Genomic DNA, 16,345 nt, shown 5'->3' on the forward strand with positions numbered 1-16,345 from the left:
CATCGGTGTGAGGAACCGGAGGGGGTCGGGATGCACAAGGACGCGCCGACGGGGCGCCCGCTGACGATCGGGGCCTTCGCCAAGGCCAGCCGGCTGTCGCCGAAGGCACTGCGGCTGTACGACGAGCTGGATCTGCTCAGGCCCAGCCGGGTCGATCCGGACACGGGATACCGCTACTACGCCGTCGAGCAGCTGGAGCGGGCCCGGCTGGTGGCGTGGCTGCGCCGGCTGGGGATGCCGCTGGCCCGGATCCGTGAGGTGTGCGCGCTGCGGCCGGCCGAGGCCGCCGGTGCGATCGGCGCGTACTGGGAGCGGGTCGAGACAGAGACGGCCGCGCGGCGCGACCTCGCCGAGTTCCTCGTCGCACAACTGCTCATGACACCGAGGAAGGACACCACCATGCTGGAGCTCCGCTACTTCGCCCATTCCGACCGGGGCCGGGTCCGCCCCACCAACCAGGACACCGCCTACGCCGGCACCCGGCTGCTCGCGGTGGCCGACGGCTTCGGGTCGGCCGGCGCACCCGCGAGCAACGCGGCGGTGGAGGCGCTGCGCACGCTGGACACGGCCGAACTCCCCGCGGGCGACGTGCTGAACATGCTGGAGGAGGCGGTGCGGGGCGCGACGGAGGCGGTCCGCGACGCGGCGGACGGGGCCGATGACGCCGGTACGACACTGACGGCACTGCTGTGGACGGGATCCCGCCTGGCCCTGGTCCACATCGGCGACTGCCGCGTCTACCTCCTGCGCGACGGCGCCCTGTTCCGTGTCACCGAGGACCACACGGTGGTGCAGTCACTGATCGACGAGGGCCGGCTGACACCGGAGGAGGCCACGACCCACCCCCAGCGTTCCCTCCTCCTGAAGTCCCTCTCCCCGACCACCCCGCCGGACCTCCGCCTACGCGACGCCGAGCCCGGCGACCGCTACCTGCTCTGCTCCGACGGCCTGTCCACGGTCGTCCCCGACGCCCGCATCCGCCACTTCCTCGCCACTGCCCAGTCACCCGACGCCGCCGTGCATGCCCTGATCGACGCGGCGAACGAGGCGGGTGGGCCGGACAACGTCAGTTGTGTGGTGGCGGATGTGGTGGAGGGGGCGGGGAGCAGCCGCGTCTGACGGCGCCTTCGATGCCTCAGGTGTCTGAGGTGAGGTCGGAACGCATGGCCCTGCGCAGGCTGTCGAGTGCCTCGCTGACGGCGTTCATGGCCGATGGCCACTCAGGGTCGGTGGCCAGGTCGGCTACGTCGAAGCGGTCCCGTAAATCTCGGATCCGCATGAATGCCTGGTCGGCCTCGTCGCCGAGGCGTGGTGGAGCAATGATCAGCATCTGGTAGCGGAGGTGATAGGCGTTGGTCGATCCGAGGATCTCGCCTGCCTGCTGCACTCGCTCCTCCCTGGTCGAGCCGGCTTTGCGCTTCAGGTCTCGGAGGCGATGAGTGGTGAGCGAGAGCGCCCCGAGATAGTCGGCGTACAGCTGCTGCTTCACCGCGCGTTCGCGAGCCGAGTTCTCCCGGTGCCATCGCGATCGCTCCGCGAGGAGTGACGAACGGTGCGCCGGTGCTGGCCGCGGCCCCCGACGTCGACCGTGAGCGTTTCTTCCGGCGGTTGATGGTGTAGGAGGGATCGTGTTGGCCGTAGTGCCGCGGTGGCGTGGCTGGTGATGGTCATGCCGGGCTGGGGGTTGTGAGCTGCTGTCGATTGACTGCGTACAAGCGTGTTCCGTCGTGCATGAGTGAGTGTCCGGGCCACGGCGGGCGCGGATGCCCGGGGACGGGAACGGGAGTTCCTATGTCGAATGCGTGACCATTGCGGGTGGTGGTCGTTGGGTGGGGCGGTGGGTTCTTCGGCTCGTGCTGTGCCAGGGGGAGGGGTGAAGGGGTGGGTGAGTTGAGGGAGTTGACGGCGCCGTTCGTCGTGCCCGGCCCGTCCGGGGTCGCGGTCCGCGACCGGCTCAAGCACCTCACCGCCCAGGACGAGAGGGTCCTACGCCTGGTCGGTGACCATCTGGGTTCCCTGGCCTCCCGCGACCTGAAGACACGGTGCGCGGCCGGTCTGGAGCACGACAGTGAACGGTGGGCCGAACGCAAGCGCGCCCTCACCCAGGAGTCCTCTTCGCGCTGGGCCGGGTCGATCACGAAGGCCACCCACGATCAGTGGGCGCTCGCCCGGCGCGGCCAGCTCGCGCACATTCAGAGCCTCGACGCAGGGGTCAGGACGATCTCGCACCGCCTGTCCCTCCCGGTCGGGGAGAAGGGCAGCAAGAGGGCTCCGAGCGGCTACGGCACCCGGCAGGAGTGGTTCGCCAAGTCCCGCCGTCTGCACGTGCTCGAAGACCGGCTCGGCGCGGCGCGGGCCGACCGCGAGGCAGGTGTCGTGCACGTGGTGCGCGGCGGGAAGCGGTTGCTGAACAGCCGGCACAACCTCGATGCGGCGCAGCTCACCGTGCCGGAGTGGCGGCAGCGGTGGCAGGCCGGACGCCGGTTCCTACAAGCCGACGGCGAGTCCGGCAAACGGCACGGCAACGAGACCATCCGCGTCACCCCCGACGGCGAGATCTCGATCAAGCTCCCGGCGCCGCTGGCGCACCTGGCGAACGCCCCGAACGGCCGGTACGCGCTCACCGCACGCGTGGCGTTCGCGCACCGGGGCGAGCAATGGGCCGACCGCGTCACCGCCGACCGGGCCGTTGCCTACCGCATCCACGAAGACACCGCCCGCGGCCGCTGGTATGTGACCGCATCGTGGACGATCCCACCGGTCCAGACCGTGCCACTGGCCACGGCCCGCGCAGGCGGCCTGGTCGGCATGGACACCAACGCCGACCACCTGGCCGCCTGGCGCCTCGACGACCACGGCAACCCCGTCGGCAAACCACTCCGCTTCGGCTACGACCTCACCGGCACCGCCGCCCACCGCGACGCCCAGGTCCGCCACGCCCTGATCCGCCTGCTGCACTGGGCCCAGCGCCACAACCTCGCCATCGCGATCGAAGACCTCGACTTCCAAGCGGACAAGACCCGCGAGAAGCACGGCCGCAAGAAGCGGTTCCGCAACCTCATCTCCGGTATACCCGTGGCCAGATTGCGGGCCCGGCTCGTGTCCATGGCGGCCGAACTCGGCATCACCATCGTCGCCGTCGACCCGGCCTACACCAGCCGGTGGGGCGCCCAACACTGGCAGAAACCCCTCACCACCAAGACCCGCAAGACTTCTCGCCACCATGCGGCAGCGGTGGCGATCGGAAGACGCGCCCTGGGGCACCCGATCCGGCGACGGACGGCACCGCCCCCTGCTCACCGGAGTGATGAGCAGGGGCATCGGACCGTCCAGGCCCGACCGGGTACCCCAGGGCGTGAGGAAACCCGCCCCCGCATTCCCGGGACGCGGACACGATCCGTGCGCACCGGACGCGGAGCGAACGCGGGAGACCAGAACGCCCAACACCGTTCGGGGCGCTCGGCTGAGCACGGGTCCTGGCAACAGGACTCACTCCCGCTCAGTCCCTAGGAACGGTAGGCCGTTGGAAGACAGCACTCGGTATCCGTTGAACAGTTAAGGAGTACGACGCGTGTCCTCTCTCTTCCCGGCCCTGACGGGCGCTCCGGCACAGCGAGCCGCCCTGCGGTTCGGCGACCGCTCCCTGACGTACGGCGAGCTCGGCGCCGCCGCCGGTGCCCTCGCGGCGCGGATCGGCGGGGCGGGCAGAGTGGCCGTCTGGGCGACCCCGGCGCTGGAGACCGCGGTGGCCGTGGTGGCGGCGCTGGAGGCCGGGGCGGCCGCCGTACCGCTCAACCCGAAGTCCGGGGAGAAGGAGCTCGGGCACATCCTGTCCGACTGCGCGCCCTCGCTGGTGCTGGCCGCGGCGGGGGACGAACTGCCCGCGTCCCTCGGCGGCCTGGAGCGGGTCGACGTCGACGTGCACGGCGCCGGTCCGCTCCCGGACCCGCGGGTGTCGGACGAGGACCCCGCCCTGATCGTCTACACCTCCGGCACCACCGGCCCGCCGAAGGGTGCCGTCATCCCGCGCCGGGCCGTCACCCACACCCTGGACGCGCTCGCCGACGCCTGGCAGTGGACCGGCGAGGACGTCCTCGTCCACGGCCTGCCCCTGTTCCATGTGCACGGCCTGGTCCTCGGCATCCTCGGCCCGCTGCGCCGCGGCGGATCCGTGCGCCACCTGGGCCGCTTCGGCACGGAGGGCGTGGCGCGGGAGTTGAACGAGGGCGCGACCATGATGTTCGGCGTGCCGACGATGTACCACCGCGTCGCCCAGGCACTCCCCGAGGACCCGGGCCTCGCGCAGGCGCTGGGCAAGGCCCGTCTCCTCGTGTCGGGTTCGGCGGCACTCCCCGTCCACGACCACGAGCGGATCACGGCCGCGACCGGGCAGCGGGTCGTCGAGCGGTACGGCATGACGGAGACGCTGATGAACACCAGCGTCCGCGCGGACGGCGAGGCCCGGGCCGGCACCGTCGGCGTACCGCTGCCCGGTGTGGAGCTGCGGCTGGTGGAGGAGGACGGGGCGCCGATCACGTCGTACGACGGCGAGACGGTGGGCGAGATCCAGGTGCGCGGCCCGAACCTGTTCACCGAGTACCTCAACCGCCCCGACGCGACGGCGGCCGCGTTCACCGCCGACGGCTGGTTCCGCACCGGCGACATGGCCGTGCGCGAGGCCGACGGGTACGTCCGTATCGTCGGCCGCAAGGCCACCGACCTGATCAAGAGCGGGGGTTACAAGATCGGGGCGGGGGAGATCGAGAACGCGCTCCTCGAACACCCGGGGGTCCGGGAGGCGGCGGTCACCGGGGAGGCGGACGCGGACCTGGGCGAGCGGATCGTGGCGTGGATCGTCCCGGCGGACCCCCAGTCGCCGCCGTCCGCGCAGGAGTTGGCCGACCATGTCGCCGAGCGCCTCGCCCCGCACAAGCGGCCCCGCAGGGTCCACTACCTGGACGCCCTGCCCCGCAACGACATGGGGAAGATCATGAAGCGGGCACTGACCTCATGACGGAACGGCTCGCGGCACGCCAGGTCGTCGCCCTGCTGACCGACGGCTCCTCCTTCACCGAACTCCCCGCCCCGGAACGCGGTTCCGGCCCCGACGGCCCGCTCGCCTGGCAGGGCTACGACGCCTCACGCGCCCGTGCCGTCGAACGCACCGGCGAGGAGGAGTCGGTGGTCTGCGGAACCGGCACCGTCGGGGGTACGCGCGCGGTCCTGATCGCGTTCGAGTTCGGCTTCCTGGGCGGCTCGCTGGGCGAGCGCACCGGGGACCGGCTGGAGGCGGCGTACACCTACGCCCGCGCCCGCCGGCTGCCCGTCGTGCCGCTGGTGGCGACGGGCGGCAGCCGGTTGCAGGAGGGCATGCTCGCCCTCACCCAACTCCAGCGCGTGGCACGCCAGTCCGCGCTCACCCGGGAGGCGGATCTGCCGCAGATCGCGGTGCTCCGCGACCCGACGACGGGCGGCGGCTGGGCCACCCTCGGCGCGGGCGCCGACGTGACCCTCGCCCTGCCCGGCGCCCAGGTCGGCTTCGCGGGCTCCCGCGTCCGCCCGCCGGACGCGGACCCGGCGGCGTACACGGCGGAGGCGCAGGTGGCGGCGGGGGCGGTGGACGCGGTGGTGCGGCCGGGCGAGCTGCGGGCGGTGCTGGGCCGGTGGCTGCGGCTGCTGACCTCCCCGTCGACCGCACCGCTCCTGCCGCCCTCGTCACTCGGCGCGTCCACCCTGCCGGCCACCGGCTGGGACGCGGTCCAGCGGGCCCGCTCACCTCAACGGCCCCGGGCCGAGGCCTACTTGAGCGCCTACTTCACCCACCGGGTCGCGATCAGCGGCGACCGCTGCGGCGGCACCGACCCGGACGGCATGCTGTGCGGCTTCGGCGAGCACGAGGGCCGTACCGTCGCCTACGCCGCCCAGACCGGCACCGCCACCCGTCCCGCCGGCTACCGCACCGCCACCCGGCTGATCCGCCTCGCGGACCGGCTCGGGATCCCGGTGCTGACCCTGGTGGACACGCCGGGCGCCGCCAACGACGCGGAGGCGGAGCGCCAGGGGGTGGGGGCGGCCATCGCGGACCTCTTCGGCTCGGTGGCCTCCGCGCGCACCCCGATCACCACCCTGCTGATCGGCGAGGGCGGCTCGGGCGGCGCGCTGGCGCTGGCCGCGCCCGGCAACACCTGGGCCACGCCGGACAGCTACTTCTCGGTGATCGGGCCGGAGATGGCGGCGGCGATTCTGAAGCGGGGGGCGGGGGAGGTCGAGGCGACCGCGGACCAGCTCCGGATCCGGCCCCAGGATCTGGTGGAGCTGGGGGTGGTCCGGGGGGTCGTCGAGGGAGCCTAGTCGAAGAGGGCACGGACACGGCCGCGGTCACGGCCCCGGGGCCGCACGACGGGAAACGGCCGCGGCGTGATCGTGCCGCGGCCCGGATCCCCGGAGCCCTTACTCGACGCCGCCCGTCCCCTTTGAACGCGACACGCCGTCCGACCCCCCATCAGTCACAAAAACCCCCATTCAGCGGCACCCCGCCCGGCCCCCTCCAGAAGGCGCCCCCCTCCCGGCCGCCCGCACGATGCGAGTAGGGCCGCCACCCGTCGGCCCGCACGGAGGACCCTGACACACCGAGCGAGGCCCGCCACCTACCCGGCGGACCCATGGTCTGCGTTACCGGGAGGACCCCCATGACCGCCACTCTGGAGCAGCTGCGCCGCTGCCATGTCGCCGTCGACCTGGGGGCGGCCAGGACCCGTGTCTATGTGAAGGGCACCGGACTCGTCGTCGACCAGCCCTCCGTCGCCGCCGTGAACACCCGGACCGGCGCGCTGATCGCGGTCGGCGAGTTCGCGGAGCGGATGACCGGCCGCACCCCGGACTACATCCGGGTCGTACGGCCCGTTTCCGGCGGCACCGTCGTCGACATCGAGATGGCGCAGCGCATGCTGCGGCACCTGCTCGGCGACAAGATGCGCCGCGCCCTGCGCCGCAAGCCCTTCCTGCGGGCCGCGGCCTGCACTCCGCACGACGCCGACCCGCTCGCCCAGCGCGCGGCGATCGAGACCCTGGTCGGTCTCGGGGCCCGCCGCGTCGAACTCGTCGACACCCTCATCGCCGCCGCCGTGGGCTGCGGACTGCCCGTGGAGCAGCCCGAGGCCAGCATGATCATGGTGTGCGGGGCCGCCGCGACCGAGGTCGCCGTGCTGTCGCTCGGCAACATCGTCACCGCCGAACGGGTCCGGGTCGGCGGCGAGGCCGTGGACCACGCGATCGTGCAGCATCTGCGGCACGAGCACGAGCTGATGCTGCCCAGCCAGAACGTACGCCCGCTCCAGATCGCCCTGTCCGAGAACGGGCTCACCGCGCACGGTCCCACCTCCACCGAGATCCACGGCCGCGACATCTGCACCGGCCTCGCGCGCTCCGTCCAGGTCGACACCGCCGCCGTGCGGGACGCCATCCAGACCCCGCTCACGGCCGTCCTCGACAGCATCGGCAAGGTGCTGCGCGACTGCCCGCCCGACCTGGTCGCCGACCTCGCCGACCGCGGGATCATGATGGTCGGCGGCAGCGCCCTGCTTCCCGGCTTCGACGAGATGCTGCGGGAGGCCACCAGCATGCCGGTGCACATCGCCGACCGTCCCGACGTCTGCGCGGTGCAGGGCCTCGGCACCATGCTGGAGGGCAAGGTCGAGCCGCTGGAGCTGGACCCGGCGAGCTGAGCGTCAGCGCGTCACCCCGGCGATGTTCTCCTCCAGGCTCGGCGCCACCTGCCCCGCCGCCGCCAGGTCCTTGCGGTCGGCCGCCTCCCGCGCCGTCTTCAGGCCGGCCGTGACGGCTGCCGCCTCCGCCTTCGGCACGTCGTCCCTGAGCCGCTCCCAGACGAGTTCGAGGCCGGTGACATCGCCCGCGACCGCTCCCTCGGCCCCGGCCTCCGCGTCGATCCCCAACTGCCGCGCCCACATCTCGAAGCGGTCCCTGTCCGCTGCCGCCACCGGCACGTAGGGCAGCCGCAGGTCCGACGCGTTCTGGGCCACCCGAAGCGCGGCGCCGAGCGTCTCCTCCTCGTCCCCGGCGGCCACCGCCGCGTCGAGCGCTTCGAGGTCGCGCGTCATCTGCCGGTCCAGCAGTTCCGGTACGGCGTCGGAGGCGCGGTACGCCGTCCAGGTGTCCCGCAGCGCGGCCAGGTCCGCGTCGGTGACGTCGCCGTCCTGCACGTCCTGCGCCGCCCGCTCGAGTGTCGCCAACTCCGCCGGCGGCGGCCCCGGCCTGGCGTCCGTGGGCACCGCGAGGGACACCGCCTCCAGGTCGCCGCCGGCGTTGCCGGTGGAGAACTCGCCGTAGCCGGGGGCGAAGGTCTTGTCCTCGGTCGAGCCGTCCATGTGCAGCTCGCGCACGGTCATCGCGCCCTCGACCTTCCCATACGGCCCGTCGACGGTCCGGCCGGTCTCCGTGACCGTGACCTCCTCGAAGACGACGCCGGGCTGGTTCTCCGGCCGGTAGACGTCGCCCTTCTCCGGATGCGCCGGCATGATCATCGCCGCGGGTGCCCCGTCGCGGCCCGCCTGCCAGGTGCCCTCGGTGTCCGCGACCACGCCGTCCTCGTAGTTGAAGACGTCCTCGCCGAGGTACCACACGGAGCCGTCGTCGGCCTGGGCGTACCAGTCGAGGGCGACCTCGTGGACACGGCCGCCGGAGAAGGCGACGTACTGCGAGGTCAGCGCCTGGACCGTCGTGCCGTCGAACTTGATGGTCTTGGTTCCGGGCAGCAGGCTGACCTCGGTGCGGAAGGCCTCGTCGTCCACCTGGCCGCCCATGATCACCTGATCGACCTCGGCGGTCGGGTGCAGGGGGTTCGTGATCCGGGTCGGGTGGGAGAAGGCCGGCTCGGTCAGGTCGACGCGGTCGCTCCCGGGGGCGAGCGGCAGGCAGTCGCGGCCCGTCTCGCCGGTCTCCTCGTCGACGACGCGCACGCAGTCCTCCGTGCTCGTTCCCGCCGCTCCCCCGGCACTCCCGGAGCAGGCGCCCGCCATCAGCACCGCGGCACCCACGACGGCCCCCGGCCAAAGGATCCTGCGCCGCGTCCTCATGGCTGCCTCCTCGAACGGATCGGCTGTGCCGAGGGTCCCTCGCGGCCGCTGAACATCCCCTGAACGCCCCTGAACGCCGTGTCAGAAAGCCGCACCCCGAGGGCTCACCGGCACGACTCACCGCCACGGTTCACTCTCCCGCTCACTCCCCCGCCGACGGCAGCGTCACCGTGAACCGAGCCCCACCCAGCCCCTCGCTCACCCCCGCCTCCGCCGTCCCCCGGTGCGCCCCGGCGACCTCCGCCACGATCGCCAGGCCCAGCCCCGCGCCGCCCGCGCCCCGCGCGCGGGACTCGTCCAGCCGTACGAAGCGGTCGAAGACCCGGCCCCGGTCGGCGGCCGGGATGCCGGGGCCGTCGTCCTCCACCAGCAGCCGCACCCATCCGTCCCCGGCGTCCCGCAGCCCCAGCGCCACCCGCGTGCGCGCGTGCCGCGCCGCGTTCTCGCCGAGGTTGCGCACCAGTCGCCGTAGCGCCTCCTCGTCGCCGGTCACCCGGGCCGCGCCCACGGCCGTGCTGTCGACGCGCAGGCCGGGCGAGGCGGAGCGCAGCCGGCCCGCCTCCGCCAGGACCAGGTCGTCGAGGTCGACCGGCCGCGGCCCGCCCCGCAGCAGGGCGCTCTCGTCGGCGCGGGCGAGCAGCAGCAGGTCGTCGACGAGGCGCTGCATGCGTACGGCCTCGTCGAGCACGGTGCCGGCGAGGACGCCGGTGTCCGTGCGCCCGGGGTGGGCGAGGGCGACCTCGGCGTGCTGGCGGACGGTGGCGACGGGTGAGCGCAGTTCGTGGGAGGCGTCGGAGACGAACCGGCGCTGTGCCGCCTCGGCGCGGGCGACGCGGCGCAGGGTGCGGCCGACGGCGACCCAGGTCGCGGTGGCCGCGAGGAGGAGCAGGACGGGCAGGCCGATGAGCAGCAGCCAGGTGACGGTGTCCGTGGCCTCGTGGACCCCGGCGGCGTCCCGGCCGTCGAGGACGACCAGTTCGCGGCCGTCGTCCCGGGCGCCGACCGCGACGACGAGGAAGGGGTCGTCGTCGAGCGGGGTGTCGACGGAGGCGCTCTCGCCGGGGTCGAGCCGGGCCAGCGCCGGTCGGCCCGCGACGTTCTCGCTGGCCGCGACGACCGTGCCGTCCGGGGCGAGGACCTGCAGGAACTCCTCGTCGGGCGCGGACACCGTCGGCGCGGGCACCCCGCGTCCCGCCTCGATGACCCGGGCGACGTCCGAGGCCCGCGCCCGCGCGGCGTCGCGTACGTCGTCGCTGAGTTCGGTGCGCAGCCCGACGACCAGCCCGACGCCGGCGGCGACCAGGGCGACGGCCACCGCGAGCACGGCGACGACCGTGGCCCGGACCCGTACCGCCCGCAGCCGGCGCTCGTACCGCTCGCCCGTCATCGGGCACCCGTCACCCGTCGTCGGGCACGAGCCGGTACCCGTGCCCCCGTGACGTCAGCAGCGACCGCCGTCCGAAGGGCCGGTCGACCTTGTTGCGCAGCCGCCGTACGTACACCTCGACGATGTTCGGGTCGCCCTCGAAGTCGTCGCCCCAGACGTGGTCGAGGATGGTCCGCTTGGACACCGCCTCCCCGGTCCGCCGCAGCAGGAACTCCAGCACCGCGAACTCCCGGGCGGTGACCTCGATGTCGTGCCCGGCCCGGCTGACCGTCCGGGCCGCCGGGTCGAGCCGCAGATCGCCCGCGGCCAGAGGTGCGGGCCGCTGCCGGGCCTCCCGGCGCAGCAGCGCGCGCAGCCTCGCGAGGAGTACGGCGTAGGAGACGGGCTTGGTCAGATAGTCGTCGGCGCCGGTGTCGAGGCCCTCGATCTCGTCCCACTCGCCCTCTTTGGCGGTGAGCATGAGGATCGGTGTCCAGTCGCGCTCGGCGCGCAGGGACCGGCAGACGCGGTAGCCGTTGAGCTTCGGCAGCATGACGTCGAGGACGATCGCGTCGTAGCTGTGCTCGCGGGCCAGCCACAGGCCGTCCACGCCGTCGAGCGCGATGTCGACGGCGAAGCCCTCGGCCTCCAGGCCGTCCCTGAGCCCCGCCGCGAACCGCTCCTCGTCCTCGACGACCAGCACCCGCATGCCCTCAACGTACGTCGCCAAGGGCGCGCGGGCTCGGTGTCAGTACGGCAGGATGCGCCCGGAGGGCGTGCGGCGGTCGATCTCGCCCCTGGTGTCGCGGGGAGCGACGGGCCGGCGGGTGACACGCACGCGGACGTGGCTCTGGGGGTTCATGACGCCCTCCTCCTCTGATGGCTCGGCCCGTTGCGACCAGCCTTCTCTCCGCGACCTTTCGGCACATCGTGCCCAGGGAGGCACTTGTCATGCCTCCGCGGCAGGAGCGGATGAGGGCGGATCTGCTTCCCGGGGAGGAGGGCGCCCCCTGAGTCAGCTAGGGCCTGTCGTTTGGATCATGCCGGCGTCGCGGGCCAGGGCCCGGAAGCGGACTTCGCCCCCGCGCGGTATCCGCTGCTCGAACGCCGCCGGCGCGATCGGGCTGTCCGGCGGCACGACGGCCATCGTGCGGCGCCGCTGCGCCTCCGCGACGGCGTCCCCGGCGGCGGTGGCGTGCCGGGCGTGGACGATGCGCAGCTGCCCGTCGCCGGAACCGCGCCGACTCACGGGGGTGACACCGGCGTTGGTGCCGTCCGGGTGGGTGACCCACAGGTCGAAGTCGTCGTAGCGCACGAGTTGAAGAGGGAGTCGGTCCAGGCCTCGACGCCGTCGGCATCCGTGGCCGGCGTCTCGAGGAGTTCGCGCGCCCGCTTGTAGCCCGGCCCGTCCAGGGCGGGCAGTGTCAGCGGGAAGGCGGCGATCAGCTCGGCGGCCTCGCGGGCGGAGCCGGTTTTCCGGCTCTCCTTCCATCGTGCGGCCGGCCCCGGGGCCGTCGACTCGCACTGGACCCGGCCACGGAACAGGCGCACGCTCATCTATAGGGCTCCCGACCCCGTACGGAAGTGATCTCGATGGAAGACAAGAACTGGACCGTCCGGATCCACATCACCGAGGACGGCGACAACACCCGCGCCGAAGCCGTGCTGACCACCGACGACACGCCCGACGACATGATCGCCGTCACCGGACGGGGTGTGGCCCGCCGCAACCCGCTCGACCGGCCCGTGCCCGAGATCGGCGACGAACTCGCCGCCTGCCGCGCCCTGGAGGACCTGTCCATCAGGCTGCACGACATCGCGGCCGACGACATCGTCCAGCTGACCGGCCCCGTCGACCGGTGACGCGGCCGGGCGTCAGTCCCGCGCCCAGCTGTACCGCCGCTCCGGCCGTCCCGCCTGCCCGTACCGCAGGGACACCTCCGCCCTGCCGGTGACGCTGAAGTGCTCCAGATAGCGCCGCGCGCTCACCCGGGACACGCCGAGGCGGGCCGCGCACTCGGCGGCGGAGAGGCTGCCGTCGGCCGCGCGCAGCTCCCGCTCGATCAGCTCCGCGGTCTCCACGCTCATCCCCTTGGGCAGGGCCGCGGGCGCGGCGGCCGGTGCCGTGCCCCGCGCCAGCGCCCGGTCCACGTCGGACTGGCCGCTGACCACCGCCGCGTAGAGGTTGCTGCGCCGGGCCGCGTACTGCTCCAGGCGCGCCCTGAGGTCCTCCGCGTCGAAGGGCTTGAGCAGATAGTCGACGACGCCCTGGCGTACGGCCCCGCGCACCGCCTCGGACTCGCGTGCCGCGCTGATCACCATGACGTCGCAGTCGTGTCCGGCGGTGCGCAGCCGGGGGATGATCTCCAGGCCGAACATGTCGGGGAGGTAGAGGTCGAGCAGCACCAGGTCCGGTTGCAGCTCGCCGACCGCGGCGATCGCCTGCTCGCCGCAGTTCGCGGTGCCGATCACCCGGAACCCGTCGACGTCGTTGACGAATCCACGGTGGATCCGCGCCACCATGAAGTCGTCCTCCACGATCAGGACGTCGATCATCGGACTGCCTCCGTCGCTCGGTCGGCCGGTCGGCCGACGGACATCCGGGCGGTGAACATGGCGCCCGACAGCGTGTTGGTCACCGACACCTCACCGCCCCGGCGTTTGCACACCAGCCGCGTGAGCGCCAGGCCGATCCCCCGGTCGCCGCCTTGGGCGGCCTTGGTGGTGAACCCGTGCAGGAACACCTCCTGCGCGAGCTCGGGAGCCACCCCGGGCCCCGAGTCCCGTACGACGATCTCGACGCTGGAGGCGTCCTGGCGCAGCTCCACCTCCACCCACGCGCCGGGCTCGCCGTCCCCCGCCGGGGAACCGCTCGCGGCGGCGTCGACCGCGTTGTCCACGAGGTTGCCGAGCACGGTCGCCACATCGGCGGAGTCGGTCGGCTCCAGCTGTTCCAGGGCCGTGCGCTCGGAGATCTTCAGCCGTACCTTGCGCTCCGCGGCGAGCGCCGACTTGGCCATGAGCAGGGCCGCGACGGCCCGGTCGTGGACCCGGCTGGTGAGGTGCAGGTCGAGCGACTCGCGGTGTTTGCGCAGGGCGCGGACGTAACTCACGACCTCGTCGTGCTCGCCGATCTGGATGAGCCCGGAGATGGTGTGCAACTGGTTGGAGAACTCGTGGGCCTGGGCGCGCAGCAGCTCGGTGGTACTGCGGAAGGATCCCAACTCCCGCTCCAGCTGGGCGAGTTCGGTGCGGTCGCGCAGGGTGGTGACCGAGCCGAGGAGGCGGCCGTCCTTGGTGACGTCCATCCGGTTCATCACCAGGACGCGGCCCCGGCGCACGACGACCTCGTCGCGCCGGGCGAGATCGCCGGGCTCCCCCGCCGACGCGGTCCCGGCCAGGACGTCGTACAGCCGCCCCTCGATCCCGAGGTCGGCCAGGCTCATCCCGACGCAGTTCTCGGGCAGGTCCAGCAGGCCCCGGCCGACGGCGTTGACGAGGGTGAGCCGCTGGTGCGGGTCGAGGGCCACGACTCCCTCGGCGATCCCGAAGAGCATCGCCTCCCGGTGTTCGGCGAGCCCGGCGATCTCGCGCGGCTCCATGCCGAAGGTCTGCCGTTTGATCCGCCGGGCCAGCAGCCAGGAGCCGGCCAGGCCGAGGACGCTGGCGACGCCGAGGTAGACCAGCAGGTAGGAGGAGGCGCCGACCAGCCGCTGCCAGACCGACGGGGAGGTCCGGCCGATCAGCACCGTGCCGAGGTGGTCCCCGGCGTTCCTGTCGCCCGCTGCGAGCACCGGCGCCTGCGCCACGAGCTGGGTGACGCCGCCCACCGGCAGCTCCCCGGACCAGCCGACGGCCTCGGTGACCTGGGGTCCGTCGCCCGGCATGCGCGTTCCGACCAGGGTCGGGTCGGTGGCGGCCACGATCTCGCCGTCGGCGCCGGCGACCATGGCGGAGGTGACGCCGGACCGGGTCAGCGTGGACTGCAGCAGTGGTGCGAGCATCTCGGCGGGGGCGGGCCGGACGATCTGGGTGCGCACCAGGGGGTTGCCCGCCATCTCCTCGGCGAGCGCGGTCACCCGGCGGCCCTCGACCCGGTCGAACGTCGCCTTCGACTGCGCCAGCGACACCGCGGCCACGGCGACGAGCACGATCACGACAATGGCGAGCTGCCATACCAGCAGCTCACCTGCGAGCGTCTGACGGCGCTGCTGCCGTGACGGGGACCGGGACGTCATGACCACTATGAACTCAACCTTCAATGGTCACACAACCGAGACGGGGTGTCTCAGGAACCGCACAATCATGGCGCCGGATCGGGCCGAGCGAAAGAGATGAGCCATGAGAAGTCGACGAGCCGCACTTGTCGGAGCTCTTGCCGCCGTTTCGATGATCGCGGTGAGCGCCTGTGGCGCCACCGCCGACAAGGAGGAGTCCGGGGGCGGGGACGGCAAGCCGGTGACGGGCCTGCGCCTCATGGTCCCCAACACACCGGGCAGCGGTTACGACCTCACCGCCCGCACCGTCACCCAGGTCATGCAGGACACCGACATCGCCTCCGGCGTCCAGGTGTTCAACCTGCCCGGCGCCAGCGGCACGGTGGGCCTGCAGCGCCTGGTGAACGAGAAGGGCAACGGCAAGATGGCCATGCAGATGGGCCTGGGTGTCGTCGGAGCCTCGTACACCTCCAAGTCCGAGGCGACGCTGACCGACACCACGCCGGTCGCCAAGCTGATCGAGGAGGCCGGCGCGATCGTCGTGCCGAAGGACTCCCCGTACAAGACGATGGACGACCTCGTCACCGCCTGGAAGAAGGACCCCAAGAAGCTCGCGGTGGGCGGCGGCTCGTCGCCGGGCGGCCCCGACCACCTGCTGCCGATGCAGCTGGCGAAGGCGGTCGGCATCAAGCCGAAGGACGTCAACTACGTCAGTTACGACGGCGGTGGCGAGCTGCTGCCGGCCATCCTCGGCAACAAGCTCGCCTTCGGGGCCAGCGGGTTCGGCGAGTTCCTCGACCAGATCGAGGCCGGGCAGGTCCGCGTCCTCGCGGTGACCAGCGAGAAGCCGATCGACGCGCTCAAGGACGCCCCGACCCTCAAGGACTCCGGCATCGACCTGGTCTTCACCAACTGGCGCGGGATCGTGGCCCCTCCGGGCATCACCGCCGAGCAGAAGAAGACCTGGGTCGACTCGCTGACGAGGATGCACGACTCGAAGGAGTGGCAGGCGCAGCTGGAGAAGAACGGCTGGGTCGACGCCTTCGTCGCCGGTGACGACTTCGGCACCTTCCTCACCGAGCAGGACAAGGCGGTCGCCGACCTGCTGGCAGAGCTCGGGCTGGCATGAGCTCCCAGGTGAAGGACGAACGGACCGTGGAGGACTCCCCTCCGCCCCGGGAGGGCGGGGACCGCGCGCAGTACGGCATGTGCGCGTTCCTCGCCCTGCTGGGCGCCGCCGTGGTCGTGGACGCCCTCGGCATCCCGCACATCACCAGCGGCACCGACCCGGTCGGCCCGCGCGCGGTGCCGCTGATCCTGGGCACGCTGCTGGTGGCGCTCGCCGCGCTGTACGCCGTCGACGTGGCCCGGGGCGGCCACGGCGAGCCGGAGGCCGGCGAGGACGTCGACCTGTCGGGCGGCGCCGACTGGCGCACGGTGGCGCTGCTGGTCGCCGTGTTCGTGGCGAACGCGCTGCTCATCGAGCGGCTCGGCTGGGTGATCAGCGGCGGACTGCTGTTCTGGGGCACGGCGTTCGCGCTCGGCAACCGGCACTACATACGCAATCTGCTGATCGCCGCGACGCTCTCCCTGACGACCTTCTACGCCTTCGCGGTCGGCCTCGGTGTGAACCTCCCCGCCGGCGTCCTGCAAGGAATCCTGTGAGGCCG

14 protein-coding genes and 1 pseudogene are annotated in these 16,345 nt (G+C 72.8%); 8 read left to right on the forward strand and 7 right to left on the reverse strand.

Annotated elements, in window-relative coordinates; genetic code table 11:
* Window positions 1–30 precede the first annotated feature (30 nt).
* The gene (locus tag ACIRD7_RS10595) at window positions 31–1,119 is read left to right on the forward strand and encodes a MerR family transcriptional regulator (RefSeq protein WP_403452132.1); all 1,089 of its coding nucleotides are present in this window, start codon (window positions 31–33) and stop codon (window positions 1,117–1,119) included.
* Between the two features lie 16 nt (window positions 1,120–1,135).
* Here the strand turns inward: ACIRD7_RS10595 and ACIRD7_RS10600 are convergent, their stop codons facing one another.
* Window positions 1,136–1,489 carry a hypothetical protein gene (locus tag ACIRD7_RS10600; protein ID WP_403452134.1) on the reverse strand — a complete coding sequence of 118 codons (354 nt, stop codon included), beginning with the start codon at window positions 1,487–1,489 and terminating at the stop codon, window positions 1,136–1,138.
* Window positions 1,490–1,881: 392 nt separating this feature from the next.
* Here ACIRD7_RS10600 and ACIRD7_RS10605 point away from each other — a divergent pair, with 392 nt between their 5' ends.
* The 4 genes from ACIRD7_RS10605 to ACIRD7_RS10620 all read left to right on the forward strand — a co-directional run bounded on the left by ACIRD7_RS10605 (window position 1,882) and on the right by ACIRD7_RS10620 (window position 7,724).
* Window positions 1,882–3,510, forward strand: coding sequence for an IS200/IS605 family accessory protein TnpB-related protein (locus tag ACIRD7_RS10605; protein WP_403452136.1), 1,629 nt, complete (start codon window positions 1,882–1,884; stop codon window positions 3,508–3,510).
* A 61-nt stretch (window positions 3,511–3,571) separates the two neighbouring features.
* The gene (locus ACIRD7_RS10610) at window positions 3,572–5,014 is read left to right on the forward strand and encodes an acyl-CoA synthetase (protein WP_403452138.1); all 1,443 of its coding nucleotides are present in this window, start codon (window positions 3,572–3,574) and stop codon (window positions 5,012–5,014) included.
* A complete protein-coding gene (locus ACIRD7_RS10615) occupies window positions 5,011–6,351 on the forward strand; it encodes a carboxyl transferase domain-containing protein (protein ID WP_403452140.1) in 1,341 nt (446 codons plus the stop codon). Before ACIRD7_RS10610 ends, ACIRD7_RS10615 begins: the two co-directional genes overlap by 4 nt.
* Window positions 6,352–6,689: 338 nt before the next feature.
* Window positions 6,690–7,724 carry a rod shape-determining protein gene (locus ACIRD7_RS10620; RefSeq protein ID WP_403452141.1) on the forward strand — a complete coding sequence of 345 codons (1,035 nt, stop codon included), beginning with the start codon at window positions 6,690–6,692 and terminating at the stop codon, window positions 7,722–7,724.
* Between the two features lie 3 nt (window positions 7,725–7,727).
* On the opposite strand, the gene ACIRD7_RS10625 is transcribed toward ACIRD7_RS10620, so the two are convergent.
* From ACIRD7_RS10625 to ACIRD7_RS10640, 4 genes and pseudogenes are all read right to left on the reverse strand, one after another.
* The gene (locus ACIRD7_RS10625) at window positions 7,728–9,092 is read right to left on the reverse strand and encodes a hypothetical protein (protein ID WP_403452142.1); all 1,365 of its coding nucleotides are present in this window, start codon (window positions 9,090–9,092) and stop codon (window positions 7,728–7,730) included.
* Window positions 9,093–9,234: 142 nt separating this feature from the next.
* Window positions 9,235–10,479, reverse strand: a complete 1,245-nt coding sequence (locus tag ACIRD7_RS10630; protein ID WP_403452144.1) for a sensor histidine kinase — start codon at window positions 10,477–10,479, stop codon at window positions 9,235–9,237.
* Between the two features lie 10 nt (window positions 10,480–10,489).
* Window positions 10,490–11,167 carry a response regulator transcription factor gene (locus tag ACIRD7_RS10635; protein ID WP_403452146.1) on the reverse strand — a complete coding sequence of 226 codons (678 nt, stop codon included), beginning with the start codon at window positions 11,165–11,167 and terminating at the stop codon, window positions 10,490–10,492.
* A gap of 306 nt (window positions 11,168–11,473) precedes the next feature.
* Window positions 11,474–12,015: pseudogene (locus ACIRD7_RS10640) on the reverse strand (DUF6424 family protein).
* A gap of 36 nt (window positions 12,016–12,051) precedes the next feature.
* On the opposite strand from ACIRD7_RS10640, the gene ACIRD7_RS10645 reads away from it, so the two are divergent.
* On the forward strand, window positions 12,052–12,321 hold the full coding sequence (locus ACIRD7_RS10645; RefSeq protein WP_403452148.1) for a DUF1876 domain-containing protein: 270 nt from the start codon (window positions 12,052–12,054) through the stop codon (window positions 12,319–12,321).
* A gap of 12 nt (window positions 12,322–12,333) precedes the next feature.
* Here ACIRD7_RS10645 and ACIRD7_RS10650 read toward each other — a convergent pair whose 3' ends face one another.
* Entirely contained in the window at window positions 12,334–13,014 is a 681-nt protein-coding gene (locus ACIRD7_RS10650) for a response regulator (protein WP_403452150.1), read from the reverse strand.
* Window positions 13,011–14,696 (reverse strand): ATP-binding protein, encoded by a 1,686-nt coding sequence (locus ACIRD7_RS10655; RefSeq protein WP_403452152.1) that lies wholly within the window; start codon window positions 14,694–14,696, stop codon window positions 13,011–13,013. Before ACIRD7_RS10655 ends, ACIRD7_RS10650 begins: the two co-directional genes overlap by 4 nt.
* Window positions 14,697–14,799: 103 nt before the next feature.
* Between ACIRD7_RS10655 and ACIRD7_RS10660 the strand changes: the two genes are divergently transcribed.
* Both ACIRD7_RS10660 and ACIRD7_RS10665 read left to right on the forward strand, forming a co-directional pair.
* Window positions 14,800–15,804, forward strand: coding sequence for a Bug family tripartite tricarboxylate transporter substrate binding protein (locus tag ACIRD7_RS10660; protein ID WP_403452154.1), 1,005 nt, complete (start codon window positions 14,800–14,802; stop codon window positions 15,802–15,804).
* On the forward strand, window positions 15,801–16,340 hold the full coding sequence (locus tag ACIRD7_RS10665) for a tripartite tricarboxylate transporter TctB family protein (protein ID WP_403452156.1): 540 nt from the start codon (window positions 15,801–15,803) through the stop codon (window positions 16,338–16,340). Before ACIRD7_RS10660 ends, ACIRD7_RS10665 begins: the two co-directional genes overlap by 4 nt.
* The last annotated feature ends 5 nt before the right edge of the window (window positions 16,341–16,345 follow it).

The sequence above is a fragment of the Streptomyces sp. NPDC093568 genome (assembly GCF_044764945.1).
Taxonomy (GTDB): domain Bacteria; phylum Actinomycetota; class Actinomycetes; order Streptomycetales; family Streptomycetaceae; genus Streptomyces.